The following is a 25,240-nucleotide window of genomic DNA, read 5'->3' as shown; positions in this document are numbered from 1 at the left end:
GGTGTTTTACCGTGCCTTCCTGCAGCCCGTGGGCGGGGGGCTCATGCGGACCACGCGCAGCTGGTCGTCCAGCACGTACAGTTCCACCGCGGACTGGGAGAACACGGTCTGCAGGACCGCCTTGTCCTGCCTTGAGACGGCATCCTCGGTTACGGTCACCTGCCACACCATGGAGGTGCCCTGCAGCACTGGCTTGACCAGCACAGCGGCCGTCTCGGAGAACCGTTTCCGCCGCCAGTCGTCAGACGTGGCGGCCTCGCGCATGAGCACGCTCAGAGACTGGCCGACAGCCTCCTCGGCGGACCATCCGAACAGCTCCTCCGCCAGGCGTCCCCACTCGACCACTCGGCCGCCCTCGTCAATGAGCGCAAGCACGTCATTGTCGGGCATCCCAAAGCACCTCCGCCTGGATCCCTGCCCACCCTGTGCCGGCGGCAGGCTCGTCCACCCGGCAGATACACCGGGCGGCTCTTCTCCAGAAAGCCCCGCCCTGGCTCATGCAGCAACCGGGCGCGCTAGGACGCTCACCGTCGTGGTACCAGCCCGGCACGGGCCTCGGCCGCGATCTGGTCCGAGACGTCGCTCGCGGCGGATCGGCGAAAGGCGGCAGCCGGGTCAGTCGTGCGCGGTGACGTTGGCGGTCAGACGCTCCAGGAGGGACTTGGCAGCGCCGACCTCCCAGTCGGCCAAGCCCACGGCCTTGCCTATGGCGGCGGGGATGGGGCGAGCGCGTTCGCGGAGCTCGGCCCCTTGCGGGGTGAGGGTGATCTGCACCGAGCGCTCGTCGCTTGCCTGCCGTTCGCGCCGGATCAGCTCGCGTGCTTGCAGACGCTTGAGAAGCGGCGTCAGAGTGCCGTAGTCGAGCTGCAAAAGCGTGCCCAGGGTCTTGATGGACAGGGCGCCGTGCTCCCACAGGACCAGCATCACCAGGTACTGGGGATAGGTCAGATCGAGCTCCTCCAGCAACGGACGGTAGCGGTTCGTCAGCGCCCGCTGCGCCGCATACAGGGCGAAGCACATCTGATCCTCGAGAAGCAGACTGCCCTCGGGCGCCTGGACCTGCTCGACGTCTGGTTCACTGCCCCCCTTGGACTCACTCATCACGACTCCTCTCTCCCGCTTGTCCTTCACTCACAAGGCTACGTCCAATCGAGCGCAACGGTTCAACGCCCAATCTTATATTGGACGCAAGGTAAACTGGTGACGGGTACATGGGGGTACCTCGCTACGCTCCGGCAGGAGGATTGGGGCCTCAAATCGCCCGCCGGCTGCCGTCGGCACCCTGAAACGATGCTTGCCACCCCGTCTCGTGGCAGCGCCGTGATCCCCCAGGCCACCGCCTTCAATGGGCAAGGCGCTGGTCACCATCGCCGCCTTTCGCTCCCGCAGGTGCGGGCGGGAGCGTGTCGGTCCGTCTCGGTCTTCCAGCACCATTGAGCAGGCCGCCCACGCCACCTTCGCTGACCACTGTCCCCGCGCAACCGGGATACGGTCTCGGTTGCCGCGCGGGGGTCTTTCCTGGGTTGCCCGGTGGCGCGTCCTCTCGGCGCGGGGGTGTGGTTGTCAGCCTCGGTGGGCTTCGAGAAGCCTGAGCCAGACTTCACCGAGGGTGGGGAAGGCGGGGACGGCGTGCCAGAGCCGCTCGAGCGGGACTTCGCCTGCGACGGCGATGGTGGCGGAGTGCACGAGTTCGCCGACGCCGGGGCCGGTGAAGGTGACTCCGGCGACGGTGCCGCGGTCGAGGTCGATGAGCATGCGGGCCCTGCCGCGGTAGTCCTCGCCGTACTGGTGGGCACCGGCGACGTGTGCGAGGTCGTAGTCCACGACCTTGATCCGGCGTCCGTTCTGCTCGGCCTCGCGGGTGGTCAGGCCGACGGCGGCGACTTCCGGGTGGGTGAAGACGACCTGGGGCACAGCGGCGTGGTCGGCGGTGGCGGCGTGGGCGCCCCACGCGGTGTCATCGACAGGCTCGCCGTTGGCCCGGGCGCCGATGACGGCGCCGGCGATCCGGGCCTGATACTTTCCCTGGTGGGTCATCAGGGCACGGCGGTTGACGTCACCCACTGCGTAGAGCCAGTCGTCGGCGATGGCCGTCACGCGGAAGGTGTCGTCCACGGTGAGCCAGTCACCGGGGGTGAGGCCGACGGTCTCCAGGCCGAGGTCGGCGGTGCGCGGGGCCCGGCCGGTGGCCAACAGGATCTCGTCCGCAGCCAGTTCACTCCCGTCCGACAGCGTGATCCGCACTTCCCGGTTGCTACCGCCCTCACGCACAAGGGAAGTCACGGAGACCCCGAAGCGGATGTCGACGCCGGCGTCGCGCAGTCCGTCGGCGACCATCTCGCCTGCGAACGGCTCCATCCGCTCCAGCAGCGCATTCTCGAGGACCAGCATGGTGACCTGGGAGCCCAGGGCCTGCCAGGCGGTGGCCATTTCGACGGCCACCACGCCGCCGCCGACCACGGCGAGGCGCCTGGGTACCTGGGCGGCGCTGGTGGCCTCGCGGCTGGTCCAGGGGTCGACGGCCTCGATTCCGGGCATGGGGGGCAGGGCGGCGCTGGTGCCGGTGGAGATGGCCACGGCATGCCGGGCGGTCAACTGGATGGTGTGGCCTTCGGCAGTCTGCACGGCGACCTGGCGGGTGCCGGCAAGCCGGCCATGGCCGCGGATCAGGTCGACGTCCACCGAGTTCAGCCATGCAACCTGATCGTCGTCCATCCAGTGCGAGGCCATGGCGTCGCGGTGGGCGAGGACCGCGGCGACGTCCAGGGGTCCGGTGACTGCCTGGCGCAGGCCTGGTATGCGGCGCGCGTCGGCGTGCGCCACCACCGGCCGGAGCAGGGCCTTGCTGGGGTCACAGGCCCAGTACGAGCACTCGCCGCCGAGGAGTTCTCGTTCGACGATCACGGTGCTGAGACCGGCGGCGCGGGCCCGTTCGGCCACGTTCTCACCGACCGGACCTGCGCCGATGACAATCACATCGTAGGTGCGGGTTTCGTTCATCACTGCTCCGTTCTTGCGTCACTAAGCCAGCTGTTCCGGCTTGCGTGCCTGTAGCGGTGTCTGCTGCACGCCGGTTCGTCGCCGAAGCGGCTTGATGCCTGGCCGGTGACGGTGCTTCGGTGGCACCCGAGGTCGAACTCCGGGTGTCTGATGGAAGGGCCGTGCGGCCGCGTGCTGGGTGTTCAGCCGCTGCCCGGTGGCCGGGAGGTCTGCCGCATCGCGGACGGATATGGCTGGTCAAGCTAGATCAGTCCGGGCGGTTGGCGCGGCCCGGTGGTGGCCGGACCGCTGGGCGGTGATGCTTGCCTGCACACCCAGCGGTCCGGCGTCAGCACCCGAGACTCGGGCTGCCCGGAGTACGTCGCCGTGTGCTTGCTGCCGGGTCCGGTTCGGGTTTGCCGGTGATGCACTCGGGTCGGGGGTCGTGGCCGGGGACGGTCACGGCCGACCGTGCCCGGCCGTGCCGGTGTGCTGTCAGCGGCCGGCGAGCCGCTGCTTCACCTCCTGGAGCACCCAGCCGTTGCCGTCCGGGTCGCTGAAGGTGAGGTAGGAGCCGTAGGAAGCGCGCTCGGGGTGCACACCGGCAAGCCGCTCCTGGCCGGGACCGTTGTGCACGGTGTCCCCGGCGTCGTGGCCGTGGTGGAGCAGGCCTCCGGCGTCGTGGAAGATCTCGCTGACATCGATGCCGCGGGCGACGAGGTCGGTGCGGGCCTGCTCGATGTCCGAGACGATGAGGTAGAGGCCCTGGGTCGAGCCGGGCGCGGCGGTGGTCATACCGTCGCCGAAGATGATCGAGCACTCCGAGCCCGGCGGTGTGAAGTGCACCACCCGGAATTCCTCGTTGGCGGTGTAGTCCACGTCCAGGCGGAACCCCAGGGCCTCGTAGAAGGCCTTGGCGCGGTCGACGTCCGAGACGGGCAGTACGAGGAGTTCAAGTTTCAGGTTCATTGGGGGGTGTCCTTCTTTGTGGTGTCGGGGAAGTTGTGCACTTTGGGTGCAGCCGGCCGATAGCCCGGGTGCAGCGGACGCAGGTATGTCCGTCGTCGCTGCTGTCGCGGTGGACAGGGCAATGACCCACGGGCCGCAACGCACGGGCCGGTGCTGACGAGCGGGCCGGGGACGATGCACCAAGAGGTGCCTGGGGCCTACCGCTCGCTGATGGCTTCGTTGCCGTGTCCGTCGCGAGGACGGAGCCTGCAGCGGGAGAGCGGTGTCGGAGAGCTGTCGTCTCCGGCCTGTGCCCGAATATACCGAGTGCACAAGCAAAGTTTGCGCGTGGAACCTGTGACGAAGGAGACAGCGACAGATGCCGTGGTGCCGTGCGCACCCCGTGGAGTCGTATGCCGGCCTGCGAAATGGGCTGATCGCATCATGTCTGGCGCGGCCGGATGTGATGGAGGGCACCCGTCGACCAAGCAAGCCTGTGGCAATCTACCTTTTGTGCGTTTTTCTTTTGCGTCCTATCCGTCGTTCAAAGCGGCCTCGTGGACCCACACGCCTCGCTCGGGCGACAGCCACGCCGCCGTGCACCTCTTCAAGAGCCTGATCGCCGCGGTGCTTGCGTGGGGTGCCACCATCCGCTGGATGCCCGTGCAGGACCAGTACCTTGCCGTGGCCGGTGCGCTGCTCCTGGTGAACACCTCCACCGTCTACCGCTCGGTGAACCGGGCCCTGCACAGCGCCTTCACCCGGATCGCCGGAACCGCGCTGGCGCTCTTGGTGGTCTGGCTGCTCGGCTCGGCCGTCGGAACGGTGGCCGCCGTCCTGGCGATCACCCTGGTCACCGCAGGCCGCCAGATCTCCGACGACCGTCTGCAAATCGCCTCCAGCGCGGTGCTCACCCTCGCTGCGGCCACCGCGGCCACCGCGGCCCCGGTCGGCCATGCGATCCTCGCGGCGATCGGCACCGTACTGGGCGGAGCAACCGGTATCGCGGTGAACGCTCTCGTCCTGCCGCCACTCCACCTCGCCCAGTCCGACACCGCCATCCGTGATCTCGCCGGGTCGATGGGCGCGCTGCTCCGCCAGATGGGCGGCGGCCTGTGCGAGCGCCAAGACCTCGACCGGGCCGACCTCTGGCTGGAGCAGGCCCGCGGCTTGGAGCGGCTGGTCGGTGAGGCGCAGCAGCACGTTGAGGAGGGCCAGGAGTCCTTGCGCTGGAACACCCGCTGCGCCTTCGGCCGCTGCGGCTCGGTTACACACAGTGAGCTATGGCACGCTCTGCGCGGTGTCTCATTCCAGATCCGCGGCATCGCCCGGACACTCGCCGACAATGCGGACGACGGGGGCGCCCGCTGCCTCGGCCCGGTCTTCCTGGAGCGCTACGCCGAGCTGCTGGAGCTGGCCGGCGATGCGGTGGAGACGTTCGTCGCACCGTACGGGCCGGAGCCGGCCGACCAGGACGCCGCCCGGAAGCGGCTGCGGGGGGCGTTGGAACGCGCCCAGTCCTGGCACGACACCATGACCAACCTGGTCGGGCACGGCACCCTGGCCCGCCCACATGCCTGGCACGTCTACGGATCGCTGATGACCGACCTCGAGCGGCTACTGATCGACCTCGAGCGCACCGACACCCACGCCCTGCCCGCCACCTGACCGGACCGTCCAAGCGGGTACACCCGGTGCCGACGAGATGGACCAGATGCCTGGACGCGTATGAGCCACCGGCAGACCAGTACATCTGCGGTCCGTCGTCGGGCGTCGGCCACTACAGGGCCAGCAGAGCTTGTTCGACGACCTCGGTCAGGGCCGGATGGATATACAGCACGTCACGTCCCACCTGATCTACCGTCAGCCCCAAGGCCATGGCCTGGATCAGCGGCTGTATGAGCGTCGCGGCCTGGGGGCCGATGATGTGAGCGCCGAGAATCGTGCGCTCGGCTGGGTCGGCCAGGACCTTGGCGAAGCCGGTGGTGTCCTCCAGGGCCCACCCGTATGCGGTGTCCGCGTAGTCACGGACACTCACGCGGTAGTCGACCTGGTGCCGGCGTGCTTCCTGCTCTGTAAGGCCGACACCAGCGATCTGCGGGCTGGTGAACACCGCATGCGGCGCCACCTTGTTCGTGAGCGTCCGCGCGTCGTCCGGATGGAGGATGTTGTGCCGCACGAGCCGTGATTCAGCGTTCGCCATGTGTTTGAGCTGGAAGTGGTTCACCGCGTCACCGAGCGCCCAGACGCCCGGCACGGACGTGCGATAGGCACCGTCGGCGGCTATGTGGCCGTGCTCGTCGAGTTCAAGCCCGCCGACGACGGCCCGCAGCCGGTCGGTGTTGGGCCTGCGGCCGACGCAGACCAGCAGCAGGGCAGCATCGATGACCTGCTCCCCGTCCGGGCACACCACGGTGGCGGCCACACCGTCCCCATGCGGTTCGACGGATGCGACCTCTGCATCGAGAAGCACACGATGCCGCCGGGACGCGAGTTCCGTGAAGCGCGCCGACACTTGCTCGTCCTCCGCCATCAGCAGACGCGGCCCGCGCTGCACGATGGTGATGCTGGTGCCGAAGGCGCTGAACACGTGGCCGAACTCGGCCGCGATGAAGCCGCCCCCGATCACGACCATGGACGGGGGCACATCATCAATCCGCATGATGGTGTCCGAGGTGTGGTACGCCACGGTGTCGAGGCCGGGGATGTCCGGTACTACCGGCCGTGACCCGACCGCTATGGCAAATGTGTCGGCGGTGATCCGCTCGTCTCCGACCTGGACCACCTTCGGGGCGACGAACCGTGCCTCCTCGGTGTACACGTCGACACCGTTCTTCCTGCGGTAGTCAACCGCACTCTCGTGCAGCGGATCGATGCGGCTGAACACCCGGTCACGGACGGCTTTCCAGTCGACGGGCGCGATACACGTGTGCACGCCAAGTCGCTCGGCCGCCCGTGCGTCCTCGGCCGCGTCCGCCGCGATGACGAACATCTTGCTCGGGATGCACCCGCGGTTGAGGCACGTGCCGCCGAAACGGTCAGGTTCGACAATGGCGGTCTCGAGGTGATCGAATTCCTCGTTGAGCAGCATGTTGCCGCTGCCTGCCCCCAGGACGACGAGATCGTAGTGACGCATGCCCGTCCGCCTTCCACAGGGGAGATGCCGACCGTGCAGTGCCCGGTCGGCAGAGCGCAGTCCACCAATCACAATTCTGGCTGGGACGTCCCCCTCCCACCAACAGCACGAAGACCAGGGCCGGTGGCCCTGCGCCCCTGCGGGTGAGGCGGACACGTCGCCTCCGCAGGGGCACGGTTGTCTGCGCGGATGGTGTCGCCCCGAGGTAGGGGGACCACGATGGTCGAGGTGGCCGGGCACTCGGCGCGGCTGCAGGTATCTGGTGCTCAAGGCGCGTCGGTCGCGCAGCCGGGGACGATGGTCGACCTCGCCCGCACGGCCTCCCCTCGGGCACGGTGACCTTTGCCACTCTTTACGTGCTCCAAATTAACTTGTGTACAAGGTGATGTGGCGATAGGTTTTTCGTGGGTTGGCGAGGACGGAACTAGCGCCCGTCGACTGCGACCACCTGTTGAGACAGAAGCGAGGACATCGCCGTGGTTTGAAGCTCGGACTCAACGTGCTGCCCGTCTCCGACGCGGATCGGGTGCGAAGGGTCTCGGCGAGGTGCTACTCCGGGGTGCGCTTCTGCCGCCGGATCGAGTACTCGATCATCTTCGGCGGCCGGATGGCCGCGCCTCGGCTCGCATCAGTGCCTGGTCTTCTGTATGGAGCACGTAGGTGCGGTCCCGCAGACTCGTGCGGTTACCTAAGTAATCGCAGCCTCTGCCTCGGTACCTGCAGCCATGTGACAGATTACGGGAATGGCAGCCGGGCCCTACTGTTAATGGAGTCGTCAGAACGGGAACGGGTGGCGCGGTGAGTCCGCGCTGGCCGCAGGAAGAGATGGCGGGCTCATCTCGGGAGGAATTCTTGGGAACCCGGCATCATTAACTCCAGATGCAAGGAACCCGGCGTGTATTCCACTCCCGGAACGCCGGTAGTCCGTCCCAGTCCCCGTTCACCAGGCGGCACTTGAGGACCTGAGTGTGCGGACCAAGACCGCGTGCTGGCCCAGGAGAGAGACGTCTCCGGTCAGTTGCAGAGCATGCTCCCGGCGCACTCTCCAGGGCCAGGAACTGGGCGAGAAAGGCCTACCCCAACGCCGGGGATGCTCCACTGCCAACCTTCGCCGCTCTTGGGCAGGCGAATTCACATATCCATTTGCATCGACGGAAGTGCTGCACAGTCCTTTCCGATAATCAATTGCACGACCAGGAGGCTGAAATGTCCGTCGCATCCACTACGATCCGCCCGTTCAAGGTCAATATCCCCGAGGCAGAGCTCAAGGAACTGCATGCACGTGTCGTGTCTGCGCGGTTGCCGGGGAAGGAGACCGTCTCCGACCTGTCGCAGGGTACGAAGCTGGAGACGGTGAAGCAGATCGCCGGTTACTGGGCGTCGGGCTACGACTGGCGCAAGGTGGAGGCGAAGCTGAACTCCTACCCGCAGTTCCTCACCGAGATCGACGGGGTGGACATCCATTTCCTCCACGTCCGTTCCAAGCATGAGGGTGCGCTGCCGCTGATCGTCACGCACGGCTGGCCGGGTTCGGTCATCGAGCAGCTGAAGATCATCGACCCGCTGGTCAACCCCACCGCGCATGGCGGGAAGGCGTCGGATGCCTTCCATGTGGTGATCCCCTCGATGCCCGGTTACGGCTTCTCCGGTAAGCCGACCACGACCGGCTGGGGCCCGGACCACATCGCCCGAGCCTGGGCTGAGCTGATGAAGCGTCTGGGCTACACCAAGTACGCCGCGCAGGGCGGCGACTGGGGTGCGGTCATCGTGGACCTGATGGCTCTGCAGAAGCCTCAGGGGCTGGCCGGTATCCACACCAACATGGCTGGTGTGGTTCCGCCCGCGGTCGACGCCGCGCTCTTCGCCGGAAACCCGGTGGACACCAGCAGCTTCTCCTCGGACGAGAAGCGGGCGGTGGAGCAGCTGGACTTCTTCTACAAGCGTGTCGGCTACGCCAACCAGATGGGCCGGCGCCCGCAGACCCTGGTCGGACTGACCGATTCCCCGCTGGGTCTGGCGTCCTACCTGCTTGACCACGACACGGCCAGCCAGGAACTGATCTCCCGCGCCTTCGCCGGCCACCCCGGTGGCCTGAGCCGCGACGACTTCCTGGACAACGTCACGCTGTACTGGCTGACGGACACCGCGGTCTCCGCAGCCCGCCTGTACTGGGAGAACAAGTTCCAGTTCTTCGGCAGCAAGGGCGTGACCCTGCCGGTGGCCGTCAGTGTCTTCCCCCACGAGATCTACGAGGCCCCCAAGAGCTGGGCCGAGAAGGCCTACCCCAACCTGATCCACTACAACACCCTCCCCACCGGCGGCCACTTCGCCGCCTGGGAGCAGCCCAAGCTCTTCGTCAACGAACTGCGCGAAGGCCTGCGACCGCTGCGCTAACCGCCAGCGCCTCTCCCCACGCCCCGCCGCCTCATCCGACAGGCGCCTGATTTCCCGCACCAACCGGCCGCCCCCGCATCCGCAAAAGCAGCGAGGCGAGCCCCTACCACCCCAGGAGATCCACCATGTCTGAGCTCATTCCGCCGCACTCCCGCCGGAAGTTCCTCTCCACCTCCGCTGCCGCCTCCGCCGCGGCGGTGGCGGGATCCTTCGGCCTCATCCCCGCCCAGTCGGCCGCGGCAGCCGACCTGCGCTCCGGCCACGGCACAGCGTCGGATCCCAGGATCCGCCCCTTCCGCGTCCACTTCCCAGAGCGGGACCTGGCCGACCTCCGCCGGCGTGTCGTGGCTGCGCGGTTGCCGGGGAAGGAGACCGTCTCCGACCTGTCGCAGGGTACGAAGCTGGAGACGGTGAAGCAGATCGCCGGTTACTGGGCGTCGGGCTACGACTGGCGCAAGGTGGAGGCGAAGCTGAACTCCTACCCGCAGTTCCTCACCGAGATCGACGGGGTGGACATCCATTTCCTCCACGTCCGTTCCAAGCATGAGGGTGCGCTGCCGCTGATCGTCACGCACGGCTGGCCGGGTTCGGTCATCGAGCAGCTGAAGATCATCGACCCGCTGGTCAACCCCACCGCGCATGGCGGGAAGGCGTCGGATGCCTTCCATGTGGTGATCCCCTCGATGCCCGGTTACGGCTTCTCCGGTAAGCCGACCACGACCGGCTGGGGCCCGGACCACATCGCCCGAGCCTGGGCTGAGCTGATGAAGCGTCTGGGCTACACCAAGTACGCCGCGCAGGGCGGCGACTGGGGTGCGGTCATCGTGGACCTGATGGCTCTGCAGAAGCCTCAGGGGCTGGCCGGTATCCACACCAACATGGCTGGTGTGGTTCCGCCCGCGGTCGACGCCGCGCTCTTCGCCGGAAACCCGGTGGACACCAGCAGCTTCTCCTCGGACGAGAAGCGGGCGGTGGAGCAGCTGGACTTCTTCTACAAGCGTGTCGGCTACGCCAACCAGATGGGCCGGCGCCCGCAGACCCTGGTCGGACTGACCGATTCCCCGCTGGGTCTGGCGTCCTACCTGCTTGACCACGACACGGCCAGCCAGGAACTGATCTCCCGCGCCTTCGCCGGCCACCCGGGTGGCCTGAGCCGCGACGACTTCCTGGACAACGTCACGCTGTACTGGCTGACGGACACCGCGGTCTCCGCAGCCCGCCTGTACTGGGAGAACAAGTTCCAGTTCTTCGGCAGCAAGGGCGTGACCCTGCCGGTGGCCGTCAGTGTCTTCCCCCACGAGATCTACGAGGCCCCCAAGAGCTGGGCCGAGAAGGCCTACCCCAACCTGATCCACTACAACACCCTCCCCACCGGCGGCCACTTCGCCGCCTGGGAGCAGCCCAAGCTCTTCGTCAACGAACTGCGCGAAGGCCTGCGACCGCTGCGCTAACCGCCAGCGCCGCACCGCGGACGGCCCAAGAAACCGGCCACAGCCGACGACGTGCACAGTCCGCGCCCCACAGGTGCGGCCGGGCGGCTCCATCCCAGTCGCCGCCCGGCCGCACCGAACCGGGCTTCTTCCCTCAGCCCCGGCTGCCAGGCGGTCCACGGCCTGCGGCCGAAGCCGAAACCGGCTTCACCTCCACCGACCAGCAGCTTTGGTACCGATTCGGCATCCGAGCCCGTACGGGAACGAGAACCACATGTTTGAGAACCGTGCCCTGGAAATCCTGATTATCGCGGCTGTCGTGCTGCTGCTCTTCGGAGCGAAGCGACTGCCCGAGACCGCACGCGGACTGGGCAAGTCCCTGCGCATCTTCAAGTCCGAAGTCAGCGCCATGAAGACGGACACCGCCCGGGCGGACACCGCGCAGCCGACCACCGCGCCGCGCGCAAGCATCCAGGCCGTACCGGCCGAGAACAGCGGCAACCGGGTGGACGTCGAAGCCGAAACGACGAACCGAGTCTGACCGCGCACCGCCGCCGCACTCGCCGGCCACGAGAAACCGAGGGCATCCGGTGAACGACCCCCAACACACAGAAGCCACCGCTTTTGAGCAACCGCAGCATGCGCCCATGGACGTCATGCCGTTGACGGAGCACCTACGGGAGCTGCGCAACCGTCTGGCTGTCTCGGTGCTGGCTCTGGCGGTGACCACCGTCGTCGGATGGCTGGCCCATGACTGGCTGCTCGAGCGGATCACCGGACCGGCCTGTGCTCTGCCCCATGTCCACGGGGTAGGCCGGCCGACCCGGGAATGTCCGAACGGTCTGCTGGTCAACACAGGGATCCTGTCCCCGCTGTCGCTGAGTTTCAAGGTGGCGGTGTCGGCCGGGTTCGTCATGGCCGCCCCGGTGTGGAGCTACCAGGTGTGGGCCTTCGTCGCGCCGGGACTGTACAAGCAGGAGAAGAGGTACGGGCTCGGCTTCAGCGCGGCGGCCGTCCCCCTGTTTTGCCTTGGCGGATACCTCGCCTACGTGGTCTTCCCCAAGGCCCTGGAAGTTCTGGCGGGCTTCAACCCGCACGCCTTCTCCCTGTCGCTGCCCGGCGACGAGTTCCTGGACTTCCTCCTGCGCATGGTGCTCGTCTTCGGCCTGTCCTTCGAACTGCCGCTGTTGCTGGTTTTGTTGAACTTCCTGGGTATCTTCAGCGCCGCGGCTCTGAGGCGACGATGGCAGGTCATCGTCTTCAGCGTCTTCGTCTTCGCCGCGGTCGCCACCCCGACCGGCGATCCGATCACCATGACCGCCCTGGCCGTGCCCATCAGCCTGCTGTTCCTGCTCGCCCTGGTTGTGGCGACCGTCCACGACCGTGCGAAGGCTCGCCGCAGGGCTGCCGACCCCGACAATGGGCTCGGCCCGGATGAGGCCTCCGTGCTGGCTCCGGCTCCCTCCCTGGTGGTCGCCGCCGGCCCGCACTCCCCACAACCGGTCCGTAACGCTGACCCCGAGGTGGTCCAGCCCACGGCCGCCCATCCCGACGACACCGCATGACCGCCGCGCTCGCAGAGCCTGCGGAAAATCCCCGGAACACGCCACAAAAACCTGTCCGAACGTCTGAGGAGACATAGGGTGATATTCGATGTGAGTCCTCTCGAGGTGGTCACTCTCGCCGTCGCCGCCGTGTTCATCTTCGGCCCGGACAAACTCCCCAAGATGATCAGCGAGGCCATGCGGGTCCTCCGCAAGTTCCGTGATGTTTCCGAGAGCGCCAAGCAGGACATCCGCAAGGAACTGGGCCCCGGGTTCGAGGAATTCGACTTCCAGGACCTCAACCCCAAGGCCTTCGTCCGCAAGCAACTGGCCGCTCCCGGCAACGACTACGGCCAGAACGACATCCAGGGCCTGCGCCACGACATCGCGGAAAACACCCGGGAAATCACGGCATCGATGCAAGCCCTTCAGGCATACACACCGAACAGCACCGACGACCGGCCCACTACATGACCGCGAACTCCACCCCCGCAGATCACCACCGAGCAGGGCCATGCTCAGGCTCAGCGACAATATGCCTCACTGCGCCGGTGACCATCTCTGGTGCGCCCTATCATTTCCCGCCCTGGAACTGCTTCTGGACTCGTCATGACGACGAGAGTTCAGCGGTAGTCGACGGGTGAAATGATCACTTATCCCAAATTTGAAGGATGACGTCATGGCCTACGATATCGACAAGTCAGACGCCGAGTGGCGTGCAGAGCTCACCCCCGCTGAGTACAGGGTGCTGCGTGGCGCTAGGGATGAAGCGCCGTTTACGGGAGAGTACACCGACACGAAGGTGGAGGGTGTGTACTCCTGCAGGGCGTGCGGTGCTGAGCTCTTCACTTCTGAGGAGAAATTCGATTCTCGTTGTGGCTGGCCTTCGTTCTACGATCCCAAGGACCTCGACTCTGTCGAAGTGGAACGGCATCAACCGCCCTTCGGCCAGGAAGCTCCCGTGGTTCGGTGCGCTCGATGCGGCTCATATCTTGGAGAATTGTTCGAGGGTGAGGGATTTGCCACGCCGACAGACAAGCGATACTGCATCAACAGCCTCTCTCTGCGACTGAAGCCTGCCGATTCCGAATGACCTGACCAGCTCGTCAGGCCCGAGCAGTGCATGCACATCGAGCCGATGCCGTCGCAGGTGTGCGGGTGCCGGCGCATCATTCACGCAGTCGCGGCATTGATCGCTGATCTTCGGCGTGCTCAACGTCAGCGCCGGCGTCTCTTCATCTGCGAGGGCGGGAGGGTGTCCGTGGTCCACTGACACGGGCGGTGTTCGTTGCGCAACTGCGCGGCCTTCTTTTACGAGGCCGCGCAGAGGCACTTCTCCGTGGCGCCGCAGGGAGGGCAGCGCAGGCGGCTCCGGTCAAGGTGGAGGAAAAGCCGGGGTCTCCATCCCGCCCCTTCGGCAATCGTCATCCCCGGCGCTCGTGGCGGGAGCTGCCGCCGGTGTGTCGCAGAGCGGGGCAGCAGGTTGTCCGGGACCGTCCGGCCGATCGGCCCGAGCAGGGGAGTGTCCGGTTCGGTGGCGTGTATGTGCCCTGGTCGGCGGCAGTCTGCAGCCGACAGCGGTGGGTCAGCTCAGCGTCGCGTCCAGCAGCACACCGGCGGCGGCCCGTGCGGCGGCACTCGCGCCGGGGTCGTGCTCACTTCGGGCGGACAAGACGGCGCCGTCGTAGACCATGTGCAGGGCGCGCGCGAGTGCCTCCGGGTCGGATGCGCCAGCCTGCTCGGCCAGCTCGGTGAACAGGCTGCGTACCCACGCCCGGTAGTCGCTCGTGGCTCGGTCCACCGTGTCACCGGGCCGGGCCTCGGCGTTGGCGCGGACGAACGGGCATCCGCGGAAGCCGGACTCGGCGTACAGAGCTCCCTGCGCGTCGAACACCGCGAGCAGGCGTTCTCTCGGCGTCTCGGCAGCCTGGACCGCCGCCGATATGCGCGTGGCGATCTTTTCGTGCCTGCCCTTCAGATAGGCCTGGATCAGCTTGTCCTTGCTGCCGAACGTGTTGTACAGGGATGCCTTAGCGACGCCCGCATGCTCGATGACCCGGTCGATGCCGACCGAGCGGATGCCCTCGTCGTAGAACAGCTCGTCTGCGGCGGTCAGTAGACGCTCACGTGCGGATGACTTGGCCGTGGCCCTCGCCATCTCCATCATCCCTCTCATTAGACAGGTCTGTACAGAATACAAGAAACCGCGGCTGATGACGCCGGAAGGCGAAGCGGGCCGAGGATCTCGTCCTGCTGCTCGTCGTGGTCACCCGGCTCATCGACAGCCGCGCCTGAGTGCCCACCCTGTCCGGTCGTTGGATCAGTCGCCGAGCGGCACGCCGGGTCCGCATCAGCGCGAGCAGTGCCACTGCCGCCAGCACGATCACTGCGGCACCGTAGTCCCGGGTCGCGCCCAGCAAACCCGCGCCGTGCACGGTCAGGAAACCGGCCACCACAACGGGCACACCGAAGCCGAGGTACGACACCACATAGAGCAGCGACAGCGAACCGGCCCGCTCGTGCGGCGTGACCTGTGGCACCACCGTGCGGATGCTGCCCTGGAAGCCGGCACCGAAGGCGGCCCCCGCCACCGCGGTGCCGACAAAGAACAACGGGAGCGACACCACGGCGAGCGCGACGAGGGTGATAACGACGCCCACAGGCAGCGAGCCGATCCCGATCAGCATCATCGTTCTCGGCTGAGCGTTGCGCAGCACGGCTACCGCGACTCCGGCGACGCTGGCCAGCACGAACACGCTCAAGCCCCCAAGTACCTCGGCGTTGCCGTCGGTCAGCGTGGCGACGAGCGCGGGGCCCAGCGCGCCGTACAGCCCGGCCAACGCCCATCCGGCGAACAGCACGGGAGCCGCGGCCAGCACGTGTGCACGGACCTTCCGCGGCAGCTTGATCTCGGGCCTGAGGCTGGCCAGCGCACCAGGTGCCGGCGTGACCGTCTCACGCATCAGGGCGACGCCGATCGCCTGCAGCGCGAACACCGCCAGCAGCAGGAAGTAGACAAGATGCGTGGGCGCGGGCAGGTAGCGCACCAGCAGCGCCGACACAAGCGCGCCGCCCCCTGTGCCGATGGTCGGCGACACCGCATTGGCCAGCTGGCCGCGCCTCGCGTCGATGTCGAGCATGCCTGCGCCGACCGCGCCGATGGCGGCGCCGGTCGCCACGCCCTGTAGGACGCGGGCGAGTAGCAGCGAGGGCACGCCGTCAGCCGTGGCGAACACCACCATCGTCGCGACCTGAATCAGCAACGTCACCAGCAGGACGGGCTTGCGGCCGACGTGGTCGGACAACTTGCCCAAGGTCAGCAGCGACATGAGCACGGACAGGGCGTAGACACCGAACACCATGGTGGTCGTGATCGGCGAGAAGCCCCATCGCGCCTGGTACAGGGCGTACAGCGGCGTCGGCGCGCTTGACGAGGCCAGCAGTGAGACGAACACCGAGGCCAGCAGGTACAGCGCCGATGGGCCGGACAGGCGCTTGCTGGGCTGGGATCGGGTGCCGGCATTCAGCCCGCCGTCGATCTCGCTGTTGCGTACGGACTGGCTCGCCTGGGTCGCACCCGGCGTCATGGTGCGGCTCATGTGCATCCCCAACCTTAGGTAGACAGGTCTGTATGGTCGCCAACTTTAGACAGATCTGTCTAAGCCGGTCAATGTCAGCGCTTCACCGCCGCATCGTCGGCCCGGCGGGGCGTGAGTGGTTTCACGGCCGCTGCCGGGGTGCTCTTCGGTGGCATCGCGGCTTTGATACCTGCGGCCAGCCGGTCCGCAGCGGCTTGCCGGATCGGTGCGGTGGCGGCGACTAGCCGCCTCGGTGCGGTCCCCGCTTCCCCCGCCCCGGCTCTCCTGGCCGAGACCGGCTGCGCCCGGTCACCCAGTTCTCCCGCCGTGGACGCCAGGCTCGGTTCCGCTCCCCGGGCGGCGAGCGCAGGCGTGACGCCATCGTGGGGAGGCTTTCATTTCCGCCGGCGGCAACGCCCAGGGTTGAGGCTGCCTGTGATGACGTCTGTGCTCGCGGTGGGCCGCGCAACGGAGCCCTGTACGGACTCGGCAAGCCGCTGGGTCCGCGTTCTGTGGCGCTGCTGGCCGACCGCACCGCCTGCGACCCCAAGCTCCACCTGAAGAATCGGCAGCCTGCCGGCCCCGGCGCCCTGACCTCGGCCATCACCGGCCGCATGGCGATATGGGCCGTGAGGCGCAGGCTACTAGGGACCTCTCCGCTTGGCTCGTCTCCGAGCCGCCTGATTCCGGCCGGTGCTGTGCTGCGTGGGCCAAACCGACCGCGAGTAGGTCGCCACCCTGTGGTGGGTCTCCCTTGTCGTCGGCGCGGCCGCCGCCCTTGAGGCTCTGGAGCGGCTGCGTGAGGACCCAGGGCCGGCGGAGCCCGGGTGATCGCCACCTTCAAGCAGGCTTGTGACCAGGTCATTCCATTCATGGGATGCGACTACGGGTGGGAGAACTGCCCACGCCTGGCGGTGTGGCACGGCGCACTGGCATTGACCCGATTAGACAAGGCTGTCTAGAGTTGACAGTCATACAGACCTGTCTACCTAAGGTTGGGAGATGCACGTGCGCCAGGCCATCACCCCGGGTGCGGCCCAGGGGGGCCAGTCCGTGCGCAGCAGCGAAATCGATGGCGGGATGTCCCATCGGGAGATTCTCTCCGCGATGTCCGGGCTGCTGCTCGGGCTCTTCGTGGCCATGCTCTCCTCCACCATCGTGGCCACCGCGCTGCCGACGATCCTCCGCGACCTGCACGGCGGTGAGTCGGCATACACCTGGATCGTCGCCGCCACCCTGCTCTCCCTCACCGCCACCACCCCCCTCTGGGGCAAGCTCTCCGACCTGGTCAGCAAGAAGCTGCTGGTGCAGCTCGGCCTCGGCACCTACGTGCTCGGCTCCATGCTGGCCGGGCTCTCCCAGAACATCGGTGAGCTGATCGCCTGCCGGGTGCTCCAGGGCGTCGGAGTGGGCGGCGTCAGCGCGCTGGGCCCGGTCTGCGTGGCGGCCATGGCCACACCGCGCGAGCGCGGCCGCTACAGCGGCTACTTCGGCCTGGTCTTCGCGCTCGGCACCGTCTCCGGACCGCTCATCGGCGGCGCCATCGCGGATACCTCCTGGCTCGGCTGGCGTTGGTGCTTCTACGTCGGCGTGCCGTTCGGCATCCTCGCCCTGGTGCTGCTGCAGAAGACCCTCCACCTGCCCACCGTGAAGCGGCGGGTGAAGGTGGACTATCCCGGCTCGGCGGTGATCGCCGCGGCGGTGAGCCTGCTGCTGGTCTGGGTCACTCTGGCCGGGGACAAGTACCCGTGGCTCTCCTGGCAGACCTGTGCGATGGTCGGCGGCAGCCTAGCGCTCTTCGCGGTTGCGGTTCTCGTGGAGCGGCGGGCCGCGGAGCCGGTCGTGCCGCTGCACCTTTTCCGCCACCGGACGGTCACGCTCGCGTGTCTGGCCTCGCTGACCGTAGGCGCCGGCATATACAGCCAGACCACATTCCTCGGCGAGTACTTCCAGCTGGCCCGGGACGAAACACCCACCCTGTCCGGCGTCTACACCCTGCCCATGGTGCTCGCCCTCGGCATCGCCTCCCTGTTGACCGGCCGCCTGATCACGCAGATCGGCCGGTGGAAGATCTTCCTGGTGCTGGGCGCGGTCTGCCTCGCCGCGGGCTTCGCTCTGCTGGGCACCGCCCGCACGGAGACCGCGTACTGGCAGGTGGCGGTCTCGATGACCCTCTCGGGACTCGGCATCGGCATGATGATGCAGAACCTCGTGCTGGCGGTGCAGAACACCGTGCCTGTCCGGGAACTGGGCTCGGCCAGCGCGCTGGTCGCCTTCTTCCGCACGATGGGCGGCGCGAGCGGCGTCTCCGCGCTGGGCGCGCTGCTCAACAACCGGGTGAACCACCAGGTGGCGCAGGACCTGCTGGCAGGGAGAGTGCCGGTGGCCGCGGCGCAGTCGCTGAAGAACTCGGCGATCCCGGACCTCAGTCTGATCCCGCCGGGTGTGCGGCCGTTCATCGAGGACGCCTTCGGCAAGGGCGTGGGCGCGGTCTTCCTCGCCGCTGCGCCGTTCGCGCTGCTGACGCTGATCGCCACCCTCTTCATCAAGGAGGTGCCGATGCGCTCGGTCGCCTCTCACACCCCGACAGCGCCTGACCTACCGTCGCCACGGTGCTGTAGCTCGTGACCTTGGTCCAGCCGATGCGGGTCCGGTGGGTATTGGCATCCGTGGGAATGCCGGTGGCCGTCACCGCCGCCCTCGGACGCGCGCCAATGATCGCCCGACCTCGCCCCCAGTACCTGCCACGAACTTCTGCGCCTGCTCGAGCTCGCGGAACGTTCGCCTTGGTTCCTCTCGTACGCCTTCTTGTCCCAGGGTCGCCCCCACCTTCCCCGGTATATCCCGGGTCGGACCGCCGCGCGTCATATCACTGTGATTACCCTCTCGCGACCATGCGAAATCGATCGGCTTTCATTCGATGTTAATTAAAAGAACCGATTGGTTTACACCCTGTGTCGAAGTCAGGGAAACCGTAAATTCCAGGCCGTGGCGGATATTGAGCCAGGTCCTGTAATCGAAATAAGTATCAAAGGAGCAGAACATGTCGTACACGCACGTCACCGCACCCACGCAGTACGTGGAGGCGGGAGGGGTCCGGCACGCATACCGCCGGTTCGGCAAGCCGGGGGGCATTCCGCTGGTGTTCCTGGTGCACTTCCGCGGTGGGATGGACAACTGGGATCCGGCGGTCACTGACGGGCTGGCCGCGAACCGGGAAGTGATCCTGTTCGACTATGCGGGGGTGGCCGGGTCGAGCGGCGAGGTGCCGGAGACGTTCGAGGCCTTCGGTGACGACAGTGCGGAGGTCATCCGGGCGCTGGGTATTTCGCAGGCCGACGTTCTCGGCTTCTCCATCGGCGGTTACGTCGCGCAGGAGGTAGCGCTGCGCCACCCCGAGCTCGTGCGCCGGCTCGTGCTGGTCGGCACGGCACCGCGTGGCGGCGAAGCCGAAGGCCGGGATCCGAAGGCGCTGAAGGTGGCCGCGAACCCGGTGCCGACCATGGAGGACTTCCTGTTCCTGTTCTTCGAGCCGACCGAAACCAGTCAGCAGGCCGGCAGGGATTTCTGGGCGCGGCGTCACCAGCGCACCGTCGACGTCGACCTGCTGAGCGGGCCCGAGGTGACCAAAGCTCAGGTCGCGGCCATCACGGCATGGCGCGAGCCCGTCGGTGAGGGGTTCAGCCAGCTGAAGACCATCCAGCAGCCCACTCTGGTCGTCAATGGCAGCCACGACATCATGGTGCCGACGATCAACTCCTACATCCTGCAGCAGCACATTCCGAACGCGCAGCTGGTCATCTACCCCGACTCCGGGCACGGCGCGCTGTTCCAGTACCCGGAGCTGTTCGTGAGCCACGTGTCCCGGTTCCTGGACAGCGAACCCGCCTTCCGCTGACCGGCGCGGCGGCAAGCCGCAGCCGAACGCCAAGGCGCTGGTGTCGAGACGGCCGCCTACTGGCCCGCACATCGAGTGGGCTGCGGCCCCGTTGGGGTACGAAGCCGAACGGCTTTTGTCAAGATCATAATCCAATCGAAATAAGTATCAAAGGAGCAGAACATGTCGTACACGCACGTCACCGCACCCACGCAGTACGTGGAGGCGGGAGGGGTCCGGCACGCATACCGCCGGTTCGGCAAGCCGGGGGGCATTCCGCTGGTGTTCCTGGTGCACTTCCGCGGTGGGATGGACAACTGGGATCCGGCGGTCACTGACGGGCTGGCCGCGAACCGGGAAGTGATCCTGTTCGACTATGCGGGGGTGGCCGGGTCGAGCGGCGAGGTGCCGGAGACGTTCGAGGCCTTCGGTGACGACAGTGCGGAGGTCATCCGGGCGCTGGGTATTTCGCAGGCCGACGTTCTTGGTTTCTCCATCGGCGGTTATATCGCCCAGACTCTGACGCTGCGCCACCCTGAGCTCGTGCGCCGGCTCGTGCTGGTCGGCACGGGACCGCGGGCAGGAGAATTCGAGGGCCAGGACCCAAAGATCTATGAAGTGGCCGGGCACGATCCGGAGATCACCGACGATGGGTACCTGTTCCTGTTCTTCGAGCCGACTGAAACCAGTCAGCAGGCCGGCAGAGACTTCTTGGCGCGGCGCCACCAGCGCACCGTCGACGTCGTCCCGCTGAGCTCGATGCAGGTCGCCAAGGCCCAGGTCGGGGCCATGGCCAAATGGCGCGAGCAGGTTGGTGAGCGCTGGAGCGAGCTGAAGACCATCCAGCAGCCCACCCTGGTCGTCAATGGCAGCCACGACATCATGGTGCCGACGATCAACTCCTACATCCTGCAGCAGCACATTCCGAACGCGCAGCTGGTCATCTACCCCGACTCCGGGCACGGCGCGCTGTTCCAGTACCCGGAGCTGTTCGTGAGCCACGTGTCCCGGTTCCTGGACAGCGAACCCGCCTTCCGCTGACCGGCGCGGCGGCAAGCTGTGGCGCCGGAGAGCGGTGATGAGCCGATCGGCCGGTGAGCGGGGCGGGTCGGTCATGCTCGCCCCTCCACAAACGCTCCGGTGCGCTCCGCCGTGACCGGGCAGCCGTCCGCGGGTAGCGCGAAGGGCCCAGACGCCCGCGCGTGTCGGGCCGCCCGGAAGCTGGATGGTGCGGCCGTCTCTGTCGGTGCCCTGCCTCGCGCCGGCAACCTGGTAGAGGCACAGCCATGGTTCCCGATACCAGGGCCGCCCCCACGCAGAGGTCCTCAGTGCCGCTCAGGGCCAACCGGTTCGTTGGCTTCGCAGGAGTCGCCCGCGGCTTCCAGTGTGTGCGGGGCGATGAGCGTCGTTGCCGGTGGCCCGTCCGGCTGCCTGGACTGCCTCGCCGACGACCTGCTCGGCCTGGGCACGGACCTTCTCGCTGGCGACCGTGCTGCGCACCTTCCCCGGTTCCGGTCCAGGCACTGGCTGTGCGGTGAAGAAGGGGCACCACCTTTGCGGGGGCGCAGCGCCAATACTCCGGCACGGCCGGGTGGATAGAGGGTCGGTGGCCACGCCCAGGTCGACCGCGAGCTCTACCTGCCTGACAAAGGCCTTCTGTACGCGGACAGGATGCACCCCAGTTGAACGCACGCGTATCCCGGCCGGCTCGACGGCCGGGACGTAAGAAGCTGTTGTCTTTCCGGGCTTGAGGACTGCGTTTCCGCTGGTCGGGCATAGGGTCGGCGATCCCGTGGGAGTTGTGGCCTGGTGTGCTGTCGCTGCCCGGGAGGTCGTGGATGCCGTCGGTGGTTGGGCTGTTGGAGCGTGAGCTGGGTGCTCGCCGCCGTGTTGACGAGTTGCGGGAGGAAGTCGACCGCGTCCAGGCAGAGTTGGCCGTGGCCGAGCGGGAATGGAAGGAGTGGGCCATCGCCTGCTCGCGGGTCGGCGAAGTGCTGGCCCCGGCGGACGAGAGCGGGCAGGAGCAGCGCCGGTCAGCCGCTGGGGCGGACCACCCCGACCATGGGTCTGGCCGTGCCGTGCTCACCCCCGACCACGGCTGGTCAGCACCGCCGGAGGAGTGTCAGCTGCGGCGGCCTTGTCACGTCTGCCGATGCCCGGACACGGTCCAGCGGACTCGCTGGTCGGGTTCACGAACGGGGCGCCATACGGGTGCGGAGGGGCCGTGGTGGAGCAGGTCGGCCAGCGACGCCGCGATGATGGGCACGTCCTGCAGGAAACGGGGCGGCGCCAACTGCCTGGCGGCCGCACACAGGGCGGTCACCCGGTTCTCGACGCCGGCGGGTCCGGTGCCGTCCGGGACGAACAGCAGCCGCGGGAACAGTGGGTAGTGCCGCCGCCAGTCCTCCAGTTCCGGCTTCTGACCGATGGACGGCCGGCGGCGCCCCCGGACCGTGGGCACGTAGCGGTAGAGGCGCTCGTACGCGGACAGCTTGGCGGCGAGGCGTTCAGGGCCCATGGTGGCCCGGTCGACTTCCACGAACGCCCGCAGCATCGCCCCGTTGTCACCGTCGACGGGACCGCGCCAGAGACGGTCCTGGAGGGCCGGTGCCCGCGCATCTCGGGCCATTCGGAGGCGAGTTGCTCCGCCCACCGCAGCACCCGTTGCCCGGGCGGTTAGCGGACCGGGGGCTTGGCGGGCTTGTCGGTGGGGTTAAGGGTCTGTCTGTCCTCGTTGGCAAGGATGTCGGCCCATTCGGGGGGCGGCGAGCATGTCCTGGAGCATGAGGGTGCTCACGAAGGCGAGGGCGTATCGGCGTGAACGTACACATCACCCTCGGCGACGTCGTCGACCTCCTCGGCCCGCACGACGGAGAAGCCGGCCAGCCGCAGGATCCCGATCAATGCCGTCTGCATGAGTAGAACGACCTCGGCGTAGCGCTTCCACTCCGGCGCCGCCGGGTCCTGCCGTTCTGCCACTGCCCGCATACCGGCCTCTCCAAGTTCTGGGGCGTTCCAGCGGACGTAGAGGCCTCCGGCGTACTCACCCTGGCTGTCGACTTCCACCCAGACGCCGGGCTGTTTCGGTACTCCCGGACGCTCGACATAAGCGGGAAGACCGGCGCGGTGGAGTTCTCGGCAGACCCGGCCTGCCAGGTCGTACCCATCGGCGATGATTTCCTCCGAAGCGTACGGGTGACCGTGCGCCTTAGTATTGGCTCGACTCTCGGGGTCTATATACGTCACTGGGTATCTCCTGGAGTGAGGTCATCTCTGATGATACGGATGTTGGAAGCCGCAGTTCCTCCGGTTGGCCAGAAACTTACTTCTCTGGCCGACAGCGATGCGTTTCCGTACGCATAAAGGGGGCGCCAAAAGTTCAGCTCTCCGACGCCCCCCTTCGTGCGTCACTCAGACAGATTTTGCTGTGTGGAGCGTGCAAACTTTCCACGCTCGAACGTGTCGAGCATGTACTTGATCATTTGGGCTGATCCAGGTCCGTCTGGAGTTGAGTAGGTTACCGGGATGCCTTCCATGAGAGGGGAGCACCTGGCATCGCAAGGGCTGCGTTCGCTGTAGAGTTCCTTGATCTGGTTCTTGTTGAATCCCTTTTCTTCCAGCTTTTTTACGATCAATTTCTCGGAATTAAGCCCCAGGGGGATATTCGCAAAGGCGACAAAGTCATCCTTCGCGCCGGTTTTCTTAGCCCATCCTGGAACCCATGCAACCGCGACGTTCCGTCCGAACTTGTACCTGAGTCCGCTGCCTATCCGGAACTTGTAGGCAACAACGGCCAAGTCCGTACTGGCGTACGGGATAATCTTCGCGCACGCGCCGCCTGCAGAGAGTGCGAATGCTGCCTTGCCGCGCTTCGTGCACGTCTCGTACAGCTGTCGGAGGACCCTAGCGCCGATTCCTTCCTTTGCCAGCGGCGACAGACCTTCCAGGCTGCGTAGTGCCTTGAAGGCGTCTTCGAAGTCGATGCCTGTCCTGGCGGCGGCGTCGAGCGCCTTGACAGCGCGTGAGATCGGGGCGAGCAGGCCTTCGATCGGAACGTACGTGGCGATGCTCCAGGCGCAGGCGGTCTTGCTGCCGTGCCAGCAGTCCATCAGGTCTTCGGCGGAGAAGGAGAACAGGATCGCCCCGGGCACATCACCGAAGAGGCTCTGCCATCCGGCGCGGACGATGTCCTTGCCGGAGAATTTGTGCGTCCAGTCGTCGATCTTGATGTTCTTCAGCGTCGCCCGCTGGAGGAACTGCCACGCCGTCTTCGGGCACCCGTCGGCCGTGGCCTGGGCCTGGTCGTCGGTGCACAGGTAGAAATCGGCCTCGTAGGTGACGACCAGGTCGTACTTCGCGTTGCAGCCTTGGAAGGCCGCTTCCGGCATCCCCGGGCAGGTGCCGATCTGCTTGCTGCTGACGATCTCGATGGTGGACTCGTCCGGGACGGCGAACACACCGGGAATGCCCGTACCAGCCCCTTGGGATGCCTCCTTGTTGGCTTCCTCCCGTTCGGTGCGGTCAGCGGTGTCCTGGGCTTCCTTGGCGTACTTGTCGGCGTCCTTGGCGTCCTGTTCGGCCCGGTCGGCGGCGGCGCGGGCGGCTTCGGCATCGAGTGCGGCTGCGTCGGCGGAGTCGCGGGCGTCCTTGGCGTAACCCTCGGCGTTGCCGGCCGCCTTGTCGGCGGCTGCAGCGTCGGCGGCGGCCTGCCGGTCGTACTCGATGGTGCGGGCCAATGACGCCTGCGCCGCCGCCGCTGCCTTGGCGGCGTCGGCCGCGTAGCCCAGGGCGTCCTTGGAGTAGGTGCGGGCGTCGGCGGCGTACTTGGCGGCGTTCGCCGCGTGGGTGTACGTCTCCTTGGCGTCGCCCTTGGCCTGATCGGCGAGGTTCTTGGCGGCGTTGGCCTCGGCGGCGGCGTCCTGGGACGCCTTGATCGCGTCCGCGGCGGCGCTGGTGGCCGTCCGTACCGCCGCGTCCGCCTTGAGCTTGGCCGCCTGCGCGGCGTCCGCGTCGGAGCGGGCCCGCTTCGCGGCTGCTTCCGCGCGGGTGGCTGCGGCGTCGGCCGCGGCCTGCGTGGCGGCGTCCGCCTCAGAACGGGCCCGGCCAGCCGCCGCCTCGGCGTTGTCGGCCGCCGTGTCCGCCGCGGGGGCGCGGTCTGCTGGTCGGGCAGGACGGTCCCCGCTGGGAGGTGGTGGCCGGCGTGGGCCTGCAGTCGGACTCCGGCGTTGGTCCGCCACATGATCATTCTGTGGCCGTCGAGTTTCACCTAGTAGCTCCAGTCCGTGCTGGTGGGCAGTTCCGGTACGGACTGTGCGAGGGCGACGGAGACGGGCCAGTCCACCCGTCCAGCCTGC

General features: G+C 67.3%; 20 protein-coding genes and 1 pseudogene. 11 read left to right on the top strand and 10 right to left on the bottom strand.

Going from position 1 to position 25,240, the window contains the following annotated elements; all coding sequences use genetic code 11:
* Positions 1-6: 6 nt before the first annotated feature.
* The 4 genes from AAFF41_RS01230 to AAFF41_RS01215 form a co-directional block, all read right to left on the bottom strand.
* The gene (locus tag AAFF41_RS01230) at positions 7-390 is read right to left on the bottom strand and encodes a PAS domain S-box protein (RefSeq protein ID WP_343323262.1); all 384 of its coding nucleotides are present in this window, start codon (positions 388-390) and stop codon (positions 7-9) included.
* Between the two features lie 225 nt (positions 391-615).
* A complete protein-coding gene (locus AAFF41_RS01225) occupies positions 616-1,101 on the bottom strand; it encodes a MarR family winged helix-turn-helix transcriptional regulator (protein WP_343323261.1) in 486 nt (161 codons plus the stop codon).
* A 462-nt stretch (positions 1,102-1,563) separates the two neighbouring features.
* The gene (locus AAFF41_RS01220; RefSeq protein WP_343323260.1) at positions 1,564-3,000 is read right to left on the bottom strand and encodes a dihydrolipoyl dehydrogenase family protein; all 1,437 of its coding nucleotides are present in this window, start codon (positions 2,998-3,000) and stop codon (positions 1,564-1,566) included.
* Positions 3,001-3,474: 474 nt separating this feature from the next.
* A complete protein-coding gene (locus AAFF41_RS01215; RefSeq protein WP_319752851.1) occupies positions 3,475-3,948 on the bottom strand; it encodes a VOC family protein in 474 nt (157 codons plus the stop codon).
* A gap of 492 nt (positions 3,949-4,440) precedes the next feature.
* Between AAFF41_RS01215 and AAFF41_RS01210 the strand changes: the two genes are divergently transcribed.
* On the top strand, positions 4,441-5,595 hold the full coding sequence (locus AAFF41_RS01210; RefSeq protein WP_343323259.1) for an aromatic acid exporter family protein: 1,155 nt from the start codon (positions 4,441-4,443) through the stop codon (positions 5,593-5,595).
* 112 nt (positions 5,596-5,707) lie between these two features.
* On the opposite strand, the gene AAFF41_RS01205 is transcribed toward AAFF41_RS01210, so the two are convergent.
* Positions 5,708-7,063 (bottom strand): mycothione reductase, encoded by a 1,356-nt coding sequence (locus tag AAFF41_RS01205; RefSeq protein WP_343323258.1) that lies wholly within the window; start codon positions 7,061-7,063, stop codon positions 5,708-5,710.
* Between the two features lie 1,206 nt (positions 7,064-8,269).
* Here AAFF41_RS01205 and AAFF41_RS01200 point away from each other — a divergent pair.
* The 6 genes from AAFF41_RS01200 (at position 8,270) to msrB (ending at position 13,524) form a co-directional block, all read left to right on the top strand.
* On the top strand, positions 8,270-9,457 hold the full coding sequence (locus tag AAFF41_RS01200; protein WP_343323257.1) for an epoxide hydrolase family protein: 1,188 nt from the start codon (positions 8,270-8,272) through the stop codon (positions 9,455-9,457).
* A 125-nt stretch (positions 9,458-9,582) separates the two neighbouring features.
* Positions 9,583-10,908, top strand: coding sequence for an epoxide hydrolase family protein (locus AAFF41_RS01195; RefSeq protein WP_343323256.1), 1,326 nt, complete (start codon positions 9,583-9,585; stop codon positions 10,906-10,908).
* Between the two features lie 253 nt (positions 10,909-11,161).
* Complete coding sequence (gene tatA, locus AAFF41_RS01190) at positions 11,162-11,428, top strand: Sec-independent protein translocase subunit TatA (protein WP_319752855.1); 267 nt, start codon at positions 11,162-11,164, stop codon at positions 11,426-11,428.
* A gap of 106 nt (positions 11,429-11,534) precedes the next feature.
* Positions 11,535-12,452, top strand: coding sequence for a twin-arginine translocase subunit TatC (tatC, locus tag AAFF41_RS01185; protein ID WP_343323255.1), 918 nt, complete (start codon positions 11,535-11,537; stop codon positions 12,450-12,452).
* A 90-nt stretch (positions 12,453-12,542) separates the two neighbouring features.
* On the top strand, positions 12,543-12,905 hold the full coding sequence (locus AAFF41_RS01180) for a Sec-independent protein translocase subunit TatB (RefSeq protein WP_343323254.1): 363 nt from the start codon (positions 12,543-12,545) through the stop codon (positions 12,903-12,905).
* A gap of 205 nt (positions 12,906-13,110) precedes the next feature.
* Positions 13,111-13,524: a peptide-methionine (R)-S-oxide reductase MsrB gene (msrB, locus tag AAFF41_RS01175; RefSeq protein WP_319752858.1), complete on the top strand. Its 414-nt coding sequence runs from the start codon at positions 13,111-13,113 to the stop codon at positions 13,522-13,524.
* 492 nt (positions 13,525-14,016) lie between these two features.
* Here msrB and AAFF41_RS01170 read toward each other — a convergent pair whose 3' ends face one another.
* Both AAFF41_RS01170 and AAFF41_RS01165 read right to left on the bottom strand, forming a co-directional pair.
* A complete protein-coding gene (locus AAFF41_RS01170) occupies positions 14,017-14,589 on the bottom strand; it encodes a TetR/AcrR family transcriptional regulator (RefSeq protein WP_343323253.1) in 573 nt (190 codons plus the stop codon).
* Positions 14,555-16,030 carry an MFS transporter gene (locus tag AAFF41_RS01165; RefSeq protein WP_343323252.1) on the bottom strand — a complete coding sequence of 492 codons (1,476 nt, stop codon included), beginning with the start codon at positions 16,028-16,030 and terminating at the stop codon, positions 14,555-14,557. The genes AAFF41_RS01170 and AAFF41_RS01165 overlap by 35 nt, the downstream gene beginning before the upstream one ends.
* Before the next feature lie 1,059 nt (positions 16,031-17,089).
* Between AAFF41_RS01165 and AAFF41_RS01160 the strand changes: the two genes are divergently transcribed.
* From AAFF41_RS01160 to AAFF41_RS01145, 4 genes and pseudogenes are all read left to right on the top strand, one after another.
* Positions 17,090-18,637: an MDR family MFS transporter gene (locus AAFF41_RS01160; RefSeq protein ID WP_343326229.1), complete on the top strand. Its 1,548-nt coding sequence runs from the start codon at positions 17,090-17,092 to the stop codon at positions 18,635-18,637.
* A 451-nt stretch (positions 18,638-19,088) separates the two neighbouring features.
* A complete protein-coding gene (locus AAFF41_RS01155; protein WP_343323251.1) occupies positions 19,089-19,907 on the top strand; it encodes an alpha/beta fold hydrolase in 819 nt (272 codons plus the stop codon).
* A 162-nt stretch (positions 19,908-20,069) separates the two neighbouring features.
* Positions 20,070-20,927 carry an alpha/beta fold hydrolase gene (locus AAFF41_RS01150; RefSeq protein ID WP_319752862.1) on the top strand — a complete coding sequence of 286 codons (858 nt, stop codon included), beginning with the start codon at positions 20,070-20,072 and terminating at the stop codon, positions 20,925-20,927.
* A 797-nt stretch (positions 20,928-21,724) separates the two neighbouring features.
* Positions 21,725-21,905: pseudogene (locus AAFF41_RS01145) on the top strand (hypothetical protein); the annotation flags it as partial.
* A 121-nt stretch (positions 21,906-22,026) separates the two neighbouring features.
* Here AAFF41_RS01145 and AAFF41_RS01140 read toward each other — a convergent pair.
* The 3 genes from AAFF41_RS01140 to AAFF41_RS01130 all read right to left on the bottom strand — a co-directional run bounded on the left by AAFF41_RS01140 (position 22,027) and on the right by AAFF41_RS01130 (position 25,123).
* Positions 22,027-22,515: a hypothetical protein gene (locus tag AAFF41_RS01140; protein ID WP_319752896.1), complete on the bottom strand. Its 489-nt coding sequence runs from the start codon at positions 22,513-22,515 to the stop codon at positions 22,027-22,029.
* 164 nt (positions 22,516-22,679) lie between these two features.
* Entirely contained in the window at positions 22,680-23,132 is a 453-nt protein-coding gene (locus AAFF41_RS01135) for a hypothetical protein (RefSeq protein WP_343323250.1), read from the bottom strand.
* Between the two features lie 161 nt (positions 23,133-23,293).
* Positions 23,294-25,123 carry a nucleic acid/nucleotide deaminase domain-containing protein gene (locus AAFF41_RS01130; RefSeq protein WP_343323249.1) on the bottom strand — a complete coding sequence of 610 codons (1,830 nt, stop codon included), beginning with the start codon at positions 25,121-25,123 and terminating at the stop codon, positions 23,294-23,296.
* Between the last annotated feature and the right edge of the window lie 117 nt (positions 25,124-25,240).

The organism is Streptomyces mirabilis (assembly GCF_039503195.1).
GTDB classification, from domain to species: Bacteria; Actinomycetota; Actinomycetes; order Streptomycetales; family Streptomycetaceae; genus Streptomyces; species Streptomyces mirabilis_D.
Note: the sequence above shows the minus strand (reverse complement) of the source record. Positions and strands in the feature narration are given on the sequence as shown.